Raw genomic sequence first — 16298 nt, forward strand, 5'->3', positions numbered from 1 at the left:
AGCACTCGAACCCGGTTCTCATGGTTGAATGCGATCTTGAATTGAACCGCGTCCATCCTGTCGGCGAGTGTCGGGGGCGGGAGTGCATCTTGTCGGGCTATTTCTGCCGTTACCTCGGCCTGTGTTGGTTTTGTTTGTGCCTGATCTAGCCACTGGATCCCAGAGTACGCATCGCCATTCACCGTCCATTGGGCTCCGGGCCGGAGAACTGCTAGAACATCAGTAATTGATGTCATCTCATGATCTCCTCGATCAGGACTGCTCCGTAAGATACGCCCCCTGTTGTCGCCGCTATTGTAACGCTGTTACCCGCAGAAGAAGTCCTAAGCCTTACATTGTAAGCTATGGATGAAGTGCTATTCGGGCTATCTGTAAAAACCCACGCGGCAGCAGCAATAGGTGAGGCCGTCGTGGAAAAACCAGTGACCTGCACATTGAGATTGGTAGCGTCTCGATGTACTGACCCAATCGCTGATATGTTCACAACACTCGCATAAAGATCGGAGTTTGCTATCCCTTGAACATAGTTCGCGGCCGAGGTTAGCGCGATGCTAGCTGTGAGATTTGTAGTTACAAACGTCGCGCTGGTAGTTGAGGTTGCTGAAGAAGTGGTGGTGAACCTGCGCTGGACTACCTCGCCTGGCTTATGCACCCCTGGCCCGAACGACTGGGTGGAGACCAGATTTGTTGTTGTCCATGTCCCAGCGGTCAAACCCGAAGCGTTCCACTCGATATAGCCGAGGATGACAAACGATTTCGATGTTACCGCGGTGCCTGTGTAGAACACGCCTATGCTGTCGGCTCCGCCGGCTCCGCCCTCTGCCGTGCTCGATGCCGGAATGCTTTCGGTCAGCGCAAATACGCCACCGGTAAGGGCACAGTTGACGACGCCAAGTCGAAGTGTCCCGCCATCATTGAACATTACCACCCAGAGCCGAAACGCCGTTGACGATGTAACGCCAAGGGTTGATCCCGACGAAACCACCAGCGACATTGCCCCTGTAGCGGACACCTGCGACCACGATCCCGTAGCGCCCGTGACGTTGCGGAAGATGAAAGTCGCGGGTGATGTGGCTGAAGGGTCGGAGCCTGCATTGTCCTTGAGCGCGATCGTAAGCGCACTGGCTGCGGCACTCACCGCGATCGTCGCGTTGGCAAATCCAAATCGAGGAGGCAGAGTGCCGGTAGTCGTAATTGCGAGACCGTCGCCGGTAATGCTGGTGACCGTTCCTGAGCCGGGCGCCGCGGCCCAAGTCCCGTCGCCGCGCCAGAAGGTTGAGGACGAAGCGGATGTGCCGCTGTTCAGGTTGCCAACCGGAAGATTGCCTGTGACGTCGTTAGCAAGCCTTACCGTGAGCGTATTGTCGGCGCCTGCGATGATCTTGTTGGTGAGCGTGACACTGGCGGCATTCTTCGTGGCATCGCTGGTATTATCGACGTTCCCTAACCCAACGTCACCCTTGACCAGCGCAAGCAGTGTTTTGAAGGCTGCATAGGTCTTGGACTTGATTAGTTTGCCCGTGGTGCCGTCGAAGATGGCGGGCAGATCGTCCGTGACCGACGCAGGGCCAACAACCTTGTTGGCGAGGCCCGCCGTCAGAGCCGCCGCAGCATCGGCTGCCACGACAGCATCGGCCGCTGCCTGCGCGGTCGAAACTGGCTTGTTCGCATCGCTGGTGTTGTCAACGTTCTCCAGGCCAGTGACAACGTGCTGGGCATCCCAGTCCGCAAGATCGACGCTGACACTTGGGTCAGCTGGGCCGCCCGTGACCTTGCTGTGCGTAACGACAGGGGTTGCCATCAGGCTTCAGTCCACGTTTCGGGTTGTTCGGTCTTCGGGGTCCAGTGGCCAGCCAAGTAGGCAATCGCGAACGCAGGCCGGGCAGCGAAGAGCGGCGAAAAGCCCACGCCAATGGTTGGGCGCTCGCGATTGGTCCACGTCTCCGACTGTTTTGGCTTCGGGGTCCAGGCCATCAGGCGGCCTTCTCGCTATTGGTGGTGATCTGCGCAGGATCGAAGCCATCCGCTCGCAGGACCGTCCTAACGGCTTGGCGAAGCCATTCTGATGGCTTGGTGCCCTTGGCGACCGCGGCGCGGTCAACAAGCTCCCACACCTCAGGCTGATCGCGCCAAGCCTTGGTGCCGCTATATCGAACGGGTTCGGTCATCACGTCCTCACCACCGCTGAGAATTGCACCGCGGCTGTAGTCGAGGACTCGCCGGCCGAAACAAACCCGATAGTGTCGCCCTTGTTGACGATCGGCGGGTCCATCTGGTGGAAGTCGATCAGATCCACAGTGCCGGCGGCCGAATCCGCAACGGCTACGGTGACGGTGCTGCCGGGGACGGCCACGCCATTGATCGTCATCGACCAAGTGCAGTCCGAGCCGGTGATAGCTCCCTGGAGGCAGGACACGGCCGTGTAGAGCTTGCCGCTCACCGGGGAGGCAACGCGCGCCGTACTGGCTGTGCTGATGTCAGCGAGGCCCGCAGACACGTTGACGAGGCTCCAAAGCGCGCTCATCGCGCGACCGCCGGCTTATTGAGAGTGTAGCCGCGCTGCTGCATGAACTGCAGCACGGTCTCTGCCTCCATGTACGACAGCCGGCTTAGCGGCGTGTGGGTCTGGAGCAAGAGAACCAGCGTATTCAATTCGTCCTTGGTGAGCATCGACCGATCCCGGTTTCAGTGGTGGTTGCGCCGGGGGGCACGATCGGTGCCGGGGTCGCTTCATTCGCTAAACAATGTAAGGCGAACCGACTGAGGTCGCAAGACCATGTTATTTTTGATCGGCTAGTTCTTGTTGAAACAATTCAGTATTTTACCATTATTCGTTCAATGCACACGCTATGCACACACGACACCTAGTTTTGAGTGATTGCGGTGGCGAATTCACATCGACGGGGTTTGCATCTGTTGGCGCGCATTCCTCGATCGCCGCAAGCACGGTTGGAGGCCAGGCCACAGCTGAGGATATCGCCACCAGCAGGTCTGGCGTCGCAAGTTGCGATGCGGAACGCTCGGCTTTCCTCGCGCGTGCGCGCGTATTGGTCCGCGTCTCGCTGTTGAGCGCTCATCTCATCAATCAGACGACATTCACGCCAGGGAGTTACGGTTTTCCAGTTACGGTTACGGTTACGGTTACGGTTACGCTTTGGCCGGTTACGGAAGTTACGTTACGGTTCTCCCCCCTATAAGGGGAGACCGTACGTAACCGAAACCGTACCTCAGGCAGCCTCACCCGCTGGCGCATACTTGGCCTGCAATGCCTTGGCACATTCGGCCAGCACCTCGTCCAGCACCGACATGGGATCGCGATCGGCCGCCTTGGGCACGTTCTGCTTGATGAGGTCGATCAGCTTGAGGGTTACCTCGCCATCCATCCGGCTTGGCAATGGACCTGGATCGTATCCGATGAGCTTAGGCGGCTGTGGCGGCCCCTCTCGCAATCCTAGCCTCTCTTCAAGCTCTATGATGCGCTTGCGCAGCAGGCTGGCATCGCTGGCATTGATAATGTTGCCGGCATCGTCGCGGATTGGATCAACGATCTCGCGCACCAGCACGTCGCCGTTATACAGCGTTCGGCTGCCCTCTGGCAGTACGCCCACCAACTCAATTCGGTTGATTCTGTCCGCCTCAACTTCGGACTGCCACCGGATCTTTAGATCGCGCTCGGCTTCCTGCTCCGGTGGTTTATCGCCGTACCGCTTCGGATGCAGCTTCGCCATCAGGAACTTGAGCGTATCGACCTTGAGGCGGGATCGGTTGACCCACTCATTGTCGCACCGTGCGGGCCTCTTCCCTTCCGCCGGGATGGTGTCTTTCGAGCTATCCCACGCGATTTCCAAAATCTCTTCGGCGTACCAGTCCATCAGGGCTTCCCGCGCCTGCTGATACTTGTTCTGCCGGCCGGTGTCCTTCTCGATCCAGCGCAAGAAGGTCTGCCGGCTCGGCATGTCCGGGTCGTCGCATATCTTGCGCAGCCCCTGCCCGCCCGCCATGCGGTCACAGATCTCGTCAAAGATATCTTGAATGAACTCCTTGGGGCGTCCGATCGGCTGTTCCGGCGGCGTGATCTCAGGCTTGGCTTTAGCTTTCATGGTTCACCTTCCAGCGTCCGCCGTACTCACGGACCATGTTTTTATCAATCAGGGAGTAGCGCGCCTCGGTAAGGCTTGCCTTGCGCGTGATGCCAGCGGCGTGAGCTTGAGCGTTCCATTCTTCGAGAGTGAGCCCGTCCGCCCCTGCTTCGTGCAATATTCTGAAGAGCAGCTTTTGGTTTGTGCCTGACAACTTCGGCTCGCTGGATTTCGGCGCAACTTGCGCTAAAACTCCCTCGCTGCTGACAATGTTGACCGTGATGGGGTCGCCGTCCTCGTCGGTGCCGAAATCGTGCACCTCAGACCTGAACGAGAACAACGAACCTTCCGGCATGTCATTCGCCTTGGTCACTGTGGCGGTTTTGATTTCCTTGCCGGAAATCTCGACCATCACATCAACATCGCCCAGGATTGCATTGGATCCCCTGGCGCCGCGGGTTTCGTCTTTTCCCGTATGGCCTACGAGGGCAACATGAGGGTTGCCTGCCTCGTCCTTGATGCGCTGAATATTGGCGAACACCGCGCCCTGATCCTTGGCGCTATTCTCATCCTTCCCGCCGGCAGCAATCAACTTCGCGAACGTGTCAAAGATTAGCAGCCCGGCAGGTCCGCTCTGCGCATTCATGATCGATCGCAGGGTTGCCTTCACATCGTCAACGCATGTCAGGCTGGTCAAATCGATCGTACTGCTGCAGATGGCGATATCCATTTGCGCCATATCGTCTGCGGACAGATTCAGGCGTGTGCAATGGGCTGCAAGTCGCCGTTGCACGAGATCGGCGCGCTCCAGCGCGAAGTAAACAACCGGAAAGCAGCTATCAACCCTGCGCCCATGCCAAGGCAGTTGGTTTGCCGCACAAACCGATAGCTCGGCCATTAGGGCCGATTTCATACCCCCCGGCGGGGCAATCCACGCGGAAGTCTCGCCCTTGGCCAGAAGCCCCTTAACAATCCAGCGCTTCGGCGCCGGCTTGAAAGATAGTTCCTGGATCAGGCGAAACGGATACTTGAGCCGCGCGCGGCGTTGCCGATGCTCTTCTTCAATTTCCTGAATTTGAGCGTCTAAACCGGCGTCAGCGAACGGGTACGATGGCGCCATACGCGGCTTCTCGATCCCGCCGAGACAATTGCCAGCGCTGTCATAAGCCATCTCCTCGGGAAATTCCGGCTCAATCATCGCGCCTCCAACCCGACCGCGATCAGGTCCTCAATGAGTGCGCCGCCGTGAATGCTCAAAAGATCGTTGGCAGTGGCGATGTCGTACAGGCAATCGACCACCTCGCGTTTACGGTGCGGGTTTCGCTGCACCATGCCGCCCAGCGTGAGACACTCGATCTCAAACTGGCTCAGCTTCGCGAGGGTCACATTTCGTTTGGCATCCACTTTTGCCGCGGTGATGTCGTCGATGTCGGGAATGGTGAAGTGCTTCATGCAGCACCACCTTCCCCGAATACGAGCGGGGCAAGGGTTGCAGCCATCGCTGCGGTGATGGCGCAGCGGCGCGCCAATCGAGAGGCTTGCAGGTTAAGCAGAGATGCTTTAGATTCCGTGGTGTCCCCAAAGACACAATTCGGAATTGGGCTGCCCTCCAGGCGGCCCTTTTCTTTGATATCCATGTTAGGCGGCGGCCTCCGTTGCTTTGGAGGGCTTGCGACCGCGCCCAGTCCCCTTGAACACTCCCGCTGTTGAAATGCGCTTGCAGCGCTCCAGCCAGTCGTCCAAGTCGTCGGGGTCGTATCGGACCTGCCCGGTCTTGATGAAAGTCGGGCCGCCGCCGATCGTGCGGAGCTTCGCCAGATAGCCGGCCTCATAGCCGGTGTATGCGGCGGCGCCTTCGGTATCGAGAGATGGCCGTCGCACCTTGACGACCGCAGGCTGTTCGATCTTGCCCATTTCTGTCCTCGGGTAATTGTTGAACCGGGGCCAGAAATATTGGGAATTGCTCAGGCTGTAGTCAGGGACTTACTCTTCAGGCAAATCCCCGAGCCAATTGGTTGAAGTTTCCCAGGGGCGAACGCCTTGAAACTCCTCGATCTCGCGACGATGCCCCTTTATGCGATCGGCGTGATTATCAACGTCCTGCTTCGTCAGATTTTTATCTGAGTAGTGTTCACGTATTGCTGCGCTCCAATTCCCCTTGAACCAGGGCAGGCTTGCAACAATCATTGCATCATCTGGCGTCGTGTATGAAACGCGCTTGCCGTCCAGCCCAATCTCGGCCTTACCCTTTTGGCCGTAGCCCACCCCGCGCGGCGGCTTGTCGCTCGTCCGCTCCGGAATGCCCTGTCGCATCGACGCAGACACCATTTGTTTTAGCACAGCTAAGATTTCAGCGTGGCGAGACGGATCTGACGCCTGCGCCTCCATTGTATCGAGCGATACCCGCACAAACGAAATGCAAAGAGTTATTTCAGCGGCTTCACTCATTTGCGCTCCGCAATCTGAACCACATTGTCAGCCGGCGGATCGAGGATCAGCGCGACCAGGCCAGCCAACTTCTCCAGCGCATCGCGCTTCTCCGCGGCGTAGCTGTGCCGATCGTACACGCCACGAACTCCGGCCAGCTTGTGACCCAGCACCATTTCGGCGATGTCGCTGGAGACGCCCGCTCGCGACATCAGCGACCGCGCCGTACGCCGTAGGTCGTGCAGCACCCACGGCGCCATCGGCTTCATGCCATCCTTCTTTCTCTGCCGGGCAATGAGGGCGTCCAGCTCTCGCTTGGACTTGCTCCAGCCGCTGAACGGCTTCTTCCCGCCAGTCGTCGAGAAGATGTAACCCGTCTTGCGATCCGCGAACCATCGCAGGGCCGCAGCCGTCAGGGGGACCGCGTTAGGAAGCCCGGTCTTGTACCGTTCAGCAGGGATTAGCAGTGTGTCGCCGTCGAGCTCCTCGGCCTGAGCAAGCCCGATCTCGTCACGGCGTTGGGCCGTCAATAAAAGCGCCCGCACAGCCTCACAGAACGCCGCCGGCAGCTCGCCGGTATTGAGGGCCTGCCACACACTACGGATTTCATCGTCCGCCAGCGCCCGCGTCCTGGCCCGATCTGCCGGCTTAGTGCGGGCCATGCCTTTGACGATTGGGGGCACGAACCCCTCATCCCGGGCGGCGTACCAATTGAACGCCTTGCGCAGATACGCCAGCACCCTATCCGCGGTCGGCGCCTTGTCTGCATCCTCGATTGCGTCCAGAAGCTGCACGATGTCGAGCCGCTTCACGTCATAGATCGACTTCCGGCCGATCCTGGGGCGAACATATACCTCGAAGCTGCGCTTCACGGTCTTGGCGCTGCGCAGCTTGTCCACATGCCGATTGATAAACTGGTCCAGCACGGCATCGACGGTATTGGTGTCCGCCTGCCGTTCCCGGGCAGCGGCTGCCCGCTTCTCCTCCAGCTCAGCTACCGGGTCGCGGTGGTCGGCGACATCACCGGCCCGTTTCTTGGCAAGGTCCCGCGCCTCGTCGGCGGTAATCGAGCCGTGAAGGCCAAGACCAAGCCAGCGCTGCTTGCCGGTCCCCTTGTCGCGGTAGCGGTAGCCGTAAGTCACAGCGCCGCTATTCAGGCACCGCGCCACGAAGCCCTTGATCTCTTGATCGTGCAGGACTTGGCCGGCTTCGAGAGTATCAACCTTCCGTTTGGTGATCTTGCCTTGCATCGCCGGCCTCCCGTGCACACGGAAAAGTAAAATGGTCTATGTGCACACTCTATGCACACACTCTCGGGTCAACGCAAGGAATTTCTTGGAATGTGTGGGAAATGATAGAAAAGGCTGATACGATTGGATTATTGTGATGCCTAAGGGGAAATTCAATGAACGCAACAGCTTGGCTTAGTGTGCATTCTTCGACTGTTAATCGAATGGTCGCTGGTTCGAATCCAGCCCGGGGAGCCAGTAAATTCAATTGTTTCTCAGATTTCGACGCGGCGCCGGACAGGCGCCTCCCGCATCGGGGCCACTTCAAGGGCCACTTGAGAATCCTGCGTCCCGAGCGGCAACGTACTTGATCCCTAAGGGGCTAAACAGTCGCATCGGAGAGCGCCCCCGATCGGGCGGCTAGAGCAGCGGATGCGGTGCCTACCTGCTGCCGATCAGTGCAGTCTGAGTTTACGTCACCCGTCACTACAGTCCGCCGATCCAAAGTGACGTTCGGTCCCGAGCGGCACGCTGCGGATTTTTTTCCCACCGACGCGGCTGTTTCAATTAGGGATCCGATTTGCTCAGCCGTTACCTGCCGGCTCGGCAAAAGACAGCGCGAGCCGCAAGAATTCTTCGCGGTCAAATTCAACTTCACCGAATGTACCACGCAAGACCAGCGGACAGGTCGCCGCTGCCTTGAATGCTGCTTCATTGATCAGCCTATATTCGCGGCCGTGCAGATTCATCGTAAGGCCGGATAACGCTTGAAGTCGGTAGCTGATAGCGACCAGATCAGCGGTGCTTACTTCCTTGGAAAGAGCATCGACGATTGAAACGGTGGCGTTCTCGAATCCACGGGGGCCATCTTCAGCCGCGCTGTTGGCGCGGATCAGAAGATCGGCACAAACTTCTCGTACTGGCTCGCCCATATAAGGTTCCTGCGAATCGGGATCACTCACGATGACACAATGCAGGGTGCCAAAACCGAAGATTGAGGGCTTGTCCCACCTATTCACAGGGGGCTGCCACAAGCGCTGCTTGATGCGGAATCCGTCCATTATCATCGAACGGCGCGGTTAAGCCTTGGAGCGCTTCTGGCGCGGCGCTGGAGTCGGTTCCGGCCCGTGCCGGTGCAGTGCCTTCAGCATGGCGATACGGGCGATCATCTGACGGCCCGTCACGCTCGGCAAGCCAATGAAAATGAAAGAGCTGAGGTACTCCGAACTAGTTCGGAAAGATCAACCGAGCCGCGGTAACTTGCGGAGGCCGTTGGCAATCCGCCGTTGCCGGTCGGTTGGAATGGGCGGCCTCAGGACAGCCCGGTCCCCCCGGCCCTGGGGCCGCCTATCCAAAGGGGCCGCCAACTGAGGCAGCCTCTACTCCGGGTCTTGGTCGATCGGCTGGGACGACGGCTCGCTCAACGCCCCCGAACTGGCGCGCCGCGCGGAATCTGCCGGCTCAGGTTTCGACGCGGCGCCCGACAGGCGCCTTCTTCATCGGGGCCACTTCAAGGGCCACTTGAGAATCTTGCGTCCTGAGCGGCAACGTACATGATCCTGAGGGGCTACCGTGATCATGGCCCCGAAATATCACCCACGCCCCTCTGGCAGCGACCGTAAGACGCTGAAGAAGGGGCTCGCGCCAACGCCAGGAATGATCGATGATCCGATCGCCATCCACGAACGACCACGGATCTTCGATCTTGAGCTGAACGCCCTTGAGAGTGGTGTCAGCGAAACGGAGTAAAGGGAGAAACCGGGGCCGTGACAATCAGGACGCCTTATTCGTCGTCGGGAGTTAGGGGGCCCGATCCGCCTGAACGGCCTGACGGGGCGGATGATGGTGCGAACCATCAACCGTCCGCGCAGGAAAGCCGCCAAACGATCGCGACTCAGACGGCTGACGCGGCGCCTCAGGACGCTCCCGCCTTCTTGCGACGGGGCTTCGGTTCCAAGCTTCAAGGGCCGAGCGGTCAATCGTCTCAGCTATCGAAGCCCCTCACCTACACCGCCACGAAACTGCACTCTGTCGTCGAGCGTTGGCGGCGCCATTTTGCGCAGGATACTTCAATGCCAAAAGCCGAACACCATGTTGCAGTGATAGGAGGCGCTGCATTTGCAATCCTGGCCGTGGTCGTGGTCGTTGCAGGCGTCGGCGCCGCCATTGCGGTTGGTCAGATAAAGTCCCTGAAGTCAGACGTTGCCATGCTCCAACGAGAGCTCCTGCCGCTCAGGGAGCGTCTTGGAAAGCTCGAGCAGGCGGAAAAGACCAGGAGAGACTCTGGTCAACAGGAGGCGGCGCAAGTCGATGCCACCTCGGAAAAGAACAAAGCCGGTGGGGAGACCCGCACCGATCAAGCCGTACTCAATCTCTCGCGAGAAGAGGCTCAGGTGATAAGGGAATACATCAAGCCGGCCCCTTCTTCGGGCACGGCGGTCGCGCCAGCGATCAACGTCGGCGATCCCATAGCCGGCGCAACGATTCCTTTGCCGTCGCCAATCACGGAGAAGGTGCCAAGATTGTTGGGAGCCAGATTTACGACTCGCAACGGCGCGATCATTATCAGCATGAGGAACAGCCGCCGTGCCGATGCCGTGTTAGCTCCCAACTAGACTTGGCAGGCCATCGAAGATTCCGAAATTGCTTGGAGCCAGGTTTACGACCCGCAATGGATCGATCATCATTTTGCGACGTGATAGCCGGCAGGCCGACCTTGTCTTGCCACCTAACTAGCTAAGCTGCGAACTCACAGGTGCACGGCCAGACGACGGTTGCGGATCCCCGCGGAGGTGGTTGCTGTGCGGTTTGGCTCTATCAGGCCCCTTTCGCCGCAGCATCCAGTGCGGCTACGCCGCAATGCGATTGCTTCGACGAGACGAGACACGTCGCAGCCAACTCACCAGAGCCCTTACTTCCTTCCCCACGGCGAGGAAATAGAGCAGGTGCGTGACCGCAAAGGACAGGAGGCAAGTCCCTAAAATGGTCGCCATCACATACAGGCCAACACCCGACGGGACCGCCATGGTTCCAAGCGATGCCTGCGTGAGGGTGGGTACGCCAACCTGCCAGGAGAAGACCAAAAAGCCGGCATAGACTACGCTCAAATGCGTTGCGACCGTGAAAGGGAGCCTGGACCTGGCTGCGAGCCCAATGCAGGCAAGCGCGAAGATCGGAAGCGCAACCCCGAAGAACTGAAACCCGTCAATTGGAACGAGATAGCTCAACGCTGAGTAGCTGCGCTGAAAGATGCCGAACACTCTGAGATTGATGAACCAGAGAAGTTCAGAGCTGGGGGCATATTGAAGGGCCCGCGCGGCCAATTCGGCGCAAAGCGTGGCGGTAAAAAGCGCGAACGGTCCGAGAAATTGCAGCTTGAAAAGACGGTTCATGAGACGAGCCATACGCCAAAAACGTTTAACGCGTCTTAAAAGCTCCCGGCGCAGGGCGCGCCCTCTAGCCGATAAATATCAATAAAATCAAACTGGTACGACCAGCTATTCTACCCTGGCTGGTTATTCGGCGGCCTCTCAATGAACCGCCGGCTGCCATTGAGCAGCTCAAGGTTGTTGATGACCACCGCGTTGGTCGGGTCGAGCGAATAAGCCCTCTCAAACTTTCGCCGCGCCGCATTCAGGTTGCCACGCAGCATGTATGAATATCCCTGATCATTCAGGAGTTGAACGGTTTCGCCCCCCAGCCGAGTCGCCTGCGCGTAAGCCTGATCGGCGAGATCAAAACGACGCAAGCGATCATAGCTCGCTGCGAGCCCCATCCAGGCCGTCAAATCCTTCGGCGCCTTCTCGACCGCATCCTTGAAATAGCGCTGGGCGATCCCGTAATTGCCGCGGTTGAATTGCTCCAATCCCATCCGGACCGGCTCGTCGGAGGGGTAGTATTTGACGTCGGTGGGCTCTTGAACGGGGTCCGGCCCTCCGGCGTCCACGGGCGCAACGATTGCCGCCTGCCGGACCGTGGCGTCACAGCCGACCAGCACTGTCCCCAACCAGCAACAGGTCAGCATTAGAATGAGACGACGCATAACCCTTGGTCCCCCGCCCCGGTCCAGCGGACCAGTGCACTGTTCGAAATATCATCGCTAAATTTACTTACCAAAACCGGTTACCTAGCCGCTCCGCCGACCGGCACCGATACTCCGGCAGTCGATCCAGCCCCCAATCCTTCTATGTTGACGTTCTGGGTTGCGGTAGGCCGCACGCCCATTTGCCTGGTCGATTCGCCGATGTCGGGAAGCTGATCCACCGGCTGCTTCGTGTTGCCATAGCGTGTCACGGCGGCGCCCACGCGCCGAGCGTCATACGCGATCCTGCGATCAGCGACGTATCGCGGCCATGGATGGATGGTGTGGGCGACGGCGTTGACCTGTTTGGCATCGCCGGCGCTCATGGTGATGGTGTCGGAGCGCTGGAAGTAGCGATCCACTTCGTCGTGCCCCGCCAATCCATAGCAGCCCCCGAGCAGGAGCGGAGCGAATATGGCCAGCAATCTGATGCGCATAGTTCGTCCTCAGTTCAGGGTTTTGATCGCTGTTTGACCAGAAACGGGAGCCGGCGGCGGAGCACGCACTGTGAGCTCCGGGGCGATGATGTGGCCGTACGGTCCCTTCACCTCGCCGCCGGAATTGACATAATCGTTATAGCGCTTTCGCACTTCCATCTGGCCGTTGAGGAAGAAATCGACGTCATTAGCCGGCATGCGTGAATCCAGCGGTGAGGCCAATCGCTGCCCCGGCACCGCCGGCGCGACAAGGCGCGGCGTGACGATGATCACCAGATCGGTCTCCTCCTGCTGGTAGGACGAACTGCGGAACAGCGTCCCGAGCACCGGCACCGAACCGATCCAGGGCACTTGCGAGACGTCCTGCCGGTTGCGGGTTTGCAGCAGGCCGGCGATGGCAAAGCTCTGGCCGTCGCGCAACTCGACCGTGGTGCGGGCGTCGCGGCGGGTCAACGATGGAACTGTCGTCCCCGCGATCGTAATCGCATTGGAGAAATCAAGCTCACTGACCGACGGCTCGACCCGAAGGTTGATCACGCCACGCGAGAGAACGGTGGGCACGAAGGCCAGCTCAACACCGAACTTCTTGTATTCGATCGAAATGGTGGGAAAACCGTTCCCAGTCGTGCTGGGTATCGGCACCGGAAATTCACCGCCGGCCAAGAAGCGCGCCGCATCGCCCGACAGCGCCATCAGGTTCGGCTCCGCCAGGCGGCGCAGCACGCCCTTGGTCTCCAGCGCCGTCACCAGGCTGTCGATCGACATGCCGTTGTTGAGCCTGAGAATGCTTGTGAGCAATGCGCCGTACGGCGCTGCGCCGCTTGCCAGCGTGGCGGCCGTACCAAGCAGCGGAAGGCTGCCAGCAGGATTGCCCCCAACGGGGGTACTGCTCGGCAGTTGAACAGCAGTAGCTTCCCCGCTGATGGGCGTCCTCCTGATCGTATTAGTACCGCCGATGGGGGCCCTCCCGATGACCCCTGGTGCGCCGAGGCCTGTATTCCCCACGTTCGTGCCGTTTGCATTGGCGACAAAGAGATTGACACCCAGGTCACGCCCGGCAGTACGGGCGACCTCGAGGAAGCGCACCTCCAGCATGACTTGCTGGGGTCCAGCCACGTTCATGGCGTTGACGACGGTGCCGCCCTTCGCGACCATGCCGGTGGCAATCGCCATCGCTCGCTCGGCGGCGACCGCGTCCGCTGCGGTTCCGCTCAACACCACCTGGCCCTCCCCGGAGGAGACGCGAATGCCGCGCGTGCCCGTGCTGGACTGGATGTTCTGCTGCAGATTGCCGGTATCGAGCGCGACCTCGACATCGAGGATGCCGATCTGCTTCATCGATGAGTCGAACAGGATGACGTTGGTGGTGCCGGTCTGCTTGCCCTGGATGTAGATCAGGTGATCGCTCAGCGATTTCACGTCTACGATCTCAGGCGAGCCCGCCACGATGGTGGAAAAAGGCGTATCGACCCTGAAGGTGCGCGACTTGTTGATGGTCACCCTGACGCGCTGGACGTCGTTCATTTCGCTGACGAAGACGCCGCTGGAGGAGCCTCGCCGATCCGCAGCACTCGCGCGCTCGGCGGAATCAAACAAGGCAAGCGCAGCGCCAAGAACGATTACGCTCGAGGCGAGAAGCCTCCCGCCTGCCCTACCCGAAACGCGACTGCCCTTCATTCGCTTTCCCCTCGCCGCGAACCACTTCTGTTCCCGTAAATGTACGGCCTCAGCGTCCTAACAACTCTCCTTCGCGCACCACGTCGCAAAGCTTACAGTTTGTCCCACTATAAATCGTTACTTCGCATTCCCGGCGCGCTCTGGCCTCAGTGAGGACACTTCCCGGTCTCCCGCTGGCCGCGAATGCGACTCCAAGATCATCATCCGTCATGCTCCTCGCTTGCAAGGAGAGACCCTTGCCAGGTTGCTGCAAGATCAGAGAATATTTCCCAATGTTGCGAGCGAGCACCACCTTTTGTGCGATGCGAGAAACAGCCGCGGCCAACACTCGATCGCTTGCCGTCCGCCATATTCCCGATGAGTTGCATATAGCCCGCCAGGTTCCTCTCGCGCGTCATGCAAATGCCCCGATTTGAGAGTGCTCGCGCCGAAATTCGCGCAGGCTCGACAATGGAACCGCGGGCCAGATCGAGGACCTTGCCGACCAATGTCTCGCGCCAAAGGCCGAACAGAATTCGGCTCACTGCATGCCGAGTCGCTCGCTGGACGGGGACCGCCATCGTTGTGGGCTCGTCAAGTGCTCATCGGCTTGATGCCCGAGAAAGTGCCTAGAAAGGAATTGTGGTGGACGCGCTCGGGTTGTTCAATGATGTGCCCCATATCGGCATCAGCATGCTGAAACTCGGTTCGGATGCCGTAACAGTAAGTGCGGAGCCCCCCGTGGTCGTGTTCAGCGTCGGCGAGAGACCGCCGGCAAATAGCATTGGGGCAACGGCTTTTTTTTCCGCAGTGGACGGCAGGGGGTCACCGCTGCAGGTTGGTGAAGTTCTGCTCATTACACTATTGACGAAGCAGTCGTTGATCATCCATGTCCGAGCACCAGCATTCGCGAGCGTCCGCAAGGACTGCATGGTGATTGCGTAACGCCCCAGATCGAAGATGGCGAACATCAATATGAAAAGCGGCGCGGCGACTAGGCAGAATTCCATCGCTCCGATGCCGCGCTGATCGAGCTTTCTCATTATTGCACCAACTGGACATACTGGCTGCTGGTCAGCTTCGTTGCCGCCGGGCACCCTGTGGTGTCAAAGGTGGCATTACCGTTGAACTCGACCGAGGCGGCGATCAACTGGCCGCACTGGCCGCCGTCTACGGCCATCGACGGATTGCCCTGAAACGTCACCGTTGCGTTCGGCGCGTAGATGTTTCCTGTGAGGTTGATGTTACTAGTTCCACCGAATTCCGCCTCCACTGCTGAAGCGTAGTACATGGCCATGTACTGGAATGATGCAGCGCTAGACTGAAGGGCCGCGGGAAGCGACGAGGCACTCGGGGCCGTTGTCGGTCCACTGAGCGTAAGCGTCCCGCCGCCTTTCGTGTCGATCTCTCCTCCTGGCAGCACAATGAACGTCACGCCCGTACCGGTGATCGAGGAGCCTCCGGCGAGGGTCAGCTTACCAGATACGAAGTACACCCCTGGAGTTAACGTCAGAACATCAGTGCCCTTCGTCTTGAAACCGTCATTCGTGCATGGGTTGGCGGCCGTGTAAGGGGTGAACGCAGTTGCCGGGGTGCATTTTGCAAGACCGCATTTGGCGGGAAGCGTTGGGCTCGCTCCGCACAACGCGGTGAGGGCGCCGTCGAGAGCAGAAAAGGGATTGGGGATCGGCGCCGGCATATACGTTAGCGCGGTGTTGCAGAACGTTGCGGCACCCGTGCAGCCGCCGACGGTCGATAGCGAGCCGAGATTCATGGTCATCCCGCCGCCGGTGAAGTCGATTGCATCCTTGGCCGTACTGTTCGAGGCCATGCCGCAATTAGGCGCATTGATGTTCGGGCTGCCCTGGAAACTGATCGAGCCTGTCAACGACAAGACGCATGGCGGCGCTGTCAGGCTTTGTACCTTGGCCACGGCTGTCGCGCCGATATTGACCGTGGTCAAACCAAGCACTCTCGCCAGGTATGCCGGCTGTTGCTGGCTGACAGTGGCCTGCACGTAAGTTCCGGCCGCCCCCTTCCATGAAGTGTGCGAAGCAATCACGACGGTCTGCGAGATTCCTGTCGGGCTGGTGCCGCACTGGGAGCCGGGATAGGAGCTGCCGCCCGCGTTGCAGAACGCGTTCTGTGCCGCGGCTTGCTTGGCGCGATAGTCCACTGTTTCTGTAACCGCGCACGGTAGGTTCGATAAGCACAATTCCTGCACGGCACCCGAATAGGCTGCCGCATCGGCGGCATTCTGCGCGTGTTGCCTGGTAACGTACCACGATCCCGCCTCGCCCCCGAGTGCGACCACTCCTATCAGCGGCACCAGGGCGATAACGGTTGCGAAGGCGACGGAACCACGACGAGAGCGAAGCAGGCTACGCAT

General features: G+C 59.5%; 20 protein-coding genes. 2 read left to right on the forward strand and 18 right to left on the reverse strand.

The window, feature by feature from the left end:
- Window positions 1-232: 232 nt before the first annotated feature.
- The 12 genes from JQ567_RS17485 to JQ567_RS17540 form a co-directional block, all read right to left on the reverse strand.
- Window positions 233-1801: a hypothetical protein gene (locus tag JQ567_RS17485; protein ID WP_212439983.1), complete on the reverse strand. Its 1569-nt coding sequence runs from the start codon at window positions 1799-1801 to the stop codon at window positions 233-235.
- 172 nt (window positions 1802-1973) lie between these two features.
- A complete protein-coding gene (locus tag JQ567_RS17490) occupies window positions 1974-2168 on the reverse strand; it encodes a hypothetical protein (RefSeq protein ID WP_212439984.1) in 195 nt (64 codons plus the stop codon).
- Complete coding sequence (locus JQ567_RS17495) at window positions 2168-2524, reverse strand: hypothetical protein (protein ID WP_212439985.1); 357 nt, start codon at window positions 2522-2524, stop codon at window positions 2168-2170. Before JQ567_RS17495 ends, JQ567_RS17490 begins: the two co-directional genes overlap by 1 nt.
- Window positions 2521-2670 carry a hypothetical protein gene (locus JQ567_RS17500; protein WP_212439986.1) on the reverse strand — a complete coding sequence of 50 codons (150 nt, stop codon included), beginning with the start codon at window positions 2668-2670 and terminating at the stop codon, window positions 2521-2523. Before JQ567_RS17500 ends, JQ567_RS17495 begins: the two co-directional genes overlap by 4 nt.
- A 557-nt stretch (window positions 2671-3227) precedes the next feature.
- Window positions 3228-4100, reverse strand: coding sequence for a hypothetical protein (locus tag JQ567_RS17505; RefSeq protein WP_212439987.1), 873 nt, complete (start codon window positions 4098-4100; stop codon window positions 3228-3230).
- On the reverse strand, window positions 4090-5277 hold the full coding sequence (locus JQ567_RS17510) for an AAA family ATPase (RefSeq protein ID WP_212439988.1): 1188 nt from the start codon (window positions 5275-5277) through the stop codon (window positions 4090-4092). Before JQ567_RS17510 ends, JQ567_RS17505 begins: the two co-directional genes overlap by 11 nt.
- Window positions 5274-5531, reverse strand: a complete 258-nt coding sequence (locus tag JQ567_RS17515) for a hypothetical protein (protein ID WP_212439989.1) — start codon at window positions 5529-5531, stop codon at window positions 5274-5276. The genes JQ567_RS17510 and JQ567_RS17515 overlap by 4 nt, the downstream gene beginning before the upstream one ends.
- Window positions 5528-5716 (reverse strand): hypothetical protein, encoded by a 189-nt coding sequence (locus JQ567_RS17520; protein ID WP_212439990.1) that lies wholly within the window; start codon window positions 5714-5716, stop codon window positions 5528-5530. Before JQ567_RS17520 ends, JQ567_RS17515 begins: the two co-directional genes overlap by 4 nt.
- Before the next feature lies 1 nt (window position 5717).
- Window positions 5718-5993 (reverse strand): hypothetical protein, encoded by a 276-nt coding sequence (locus JQ567_RS17525; protein WP_212439991.1) that lies wholly within the window; start codon window positions 5991-5993, stop codon window positions 5718-5720.
- A gap of 69 nt (window positions 5994-6062) precedes the next feature.
- Window positions 6063-6527, reverse strand: a complete 465-nt coding sequence (locus JQ567_RS17530; protein ID WP_212439992.1) for a hypothetical protein — start codon at window positions 6525-6527, stop codon at window positions 6063-6065.
- Window positions 6524-7756, reverse strand: a complete 1233-nt coding sequence (locus tag JQ567_RS17535; RefSeq protein WP_212439993.1) for a site-specific integrase — start codon at window positions 7754-7756, stop codon at window positions 6524-6526. The genes JQ567_RS17530 and JQ567_RS17535 overlap by 4 nt, the downstream gene beginning before the upstream one ends.
- A 563-nt stretch (window positions 7757-8319) precedes the next feature.
- On the reverse strand, window positions 8320-8796 hold the full coding sequence (locus tag JQ567_RS17540) for a hypothetical protein (RefSeq protein WP_212439994.1): 477 nt from the start codon (window positions 8794-8796) through the stop codon (window positions 8320-8322).
- A gap of 517 nt (window positions 8797-9313) precedes the next feature.
- Between JQ567_RS17540 and JQ567_RS17545 the strand changes: the two genes are divergently transcribed.
- Both JQ567_RS17545 and JQ567_RS17550 read left to right on the forward strand, forming a co-directional pair.
- Complete coding sequence (locus JQ567_RS17545; RefSeq protein WP_212439995.1) at window positions 9314-9484, forward strand: hypothetical protein; 171 nt, start codon at window positions 9314-9316, stop codon at window positions 9482-9484.
- Window positions 9485-9807: 323 nt separating this feature from the next.
- Window positions 9808-10350 (forward strand): hypothetical protein, encoded by a 543-nt coding sequence (locus JQ567_RS17550; protein ID WP_212439996.1) that lies wholly within the window; start codon window positions 9808-9810, stop codon window positions 10348-10350.
- Between the two features lie 234 nt (window positions 10351-10584).
- Here the strand turns inward: JQ567_RS17550 and JQ567_RS17555 are convergent, their stop codons facing one another.
- The 6 genes from JQ567_RS17555 to JQ567_RS17580 all read right to left on the reverse strand — a co-directional run bounded on the left by JQ567_RS17555 (window position 10585) and on the right by JQ567_RS17580 (window position 16298).
- Window positions 10585-11127 carry a hypothetical protein gene (locus JQ567_RS17555; protein ID WP_249165525.1) on the reverse strand — a complete coding sequence of 181 codons (543 nt, stop codon included), beginning with the start codon at window positions 11125-11127 and terminating at the stop codon, window positions 10585-10587.
- 110 nt (window positions 11128-11237) lie between these two features.
- Window positions 11238-11777, reverse strand: coding sequence for a tetratricopeptide repeat protein (locus tag JQ567_RS17560; RefSeq protein ID WP_212439998.1), 540 nt, complete (start codon window positions 11775-11777; stop codon window positions 11238-11240).
- 80 nt (window positions 11778-11857) lie between these two features.
- Window positions 11858-12253: a hypothetical protein gene (locus tag JQ567_RS17565; protein ID WP_212439999.1), complete on the reverse strand. Its 396-nt coding sequence runs from the start codon at window positions 12251-12253 to the stop codon at window positions 11858-11860.
- A gap of 9 nt (window positions 12254-12262) precedes the next feature.
- Window positions 12263-13930 (reverse strand): type II and III secretion system protein family protein, encoded by a 1668-nt coding sequence (locus tag JQ567_RS17570; protein ID WP_212440000.1) that lies wholly within the window; start codon window positions 13928-13930, stop codon window positions 12263-12265.
- 608 nt (window positions 13931-14538) lie between these two features.
- Window positions 14539-14952: a TadE family protein gene (locus tag JQ567_RS17575; RefSeq protein ID WP_249165526.1), complete on the reverse strand. Its 414-nt coding sequence runs from the start codon at window positions 14950-14952 to the stop codon at window positions 14539-14541.
- Complete coding sequence (locus tag JQ567_RS17580; protein WP_212440001.1) at window positions 14952-16298, reverse strand: pilus assembly protein TadG-related protein; 1347 nt, start codon at window positions 16296-16298, stop codon at window positions 14952-14954. The genes JQ567_RS17575 and JQ567_RS17580 overlap by 1 nt, the downstream gene beginning before the upstream one ends.

Source organism: Bradyrhizobium sp. AUGA SZCCT0431, from assembly GCF_018131065.1.
In the GTDB taxonomy this organism is placed as follows: Bacteria; Pseudomonadota; Alphaproteobacteria; order Rhizobiales; family Xanthobacteraceae; genus Bradyrhizobium.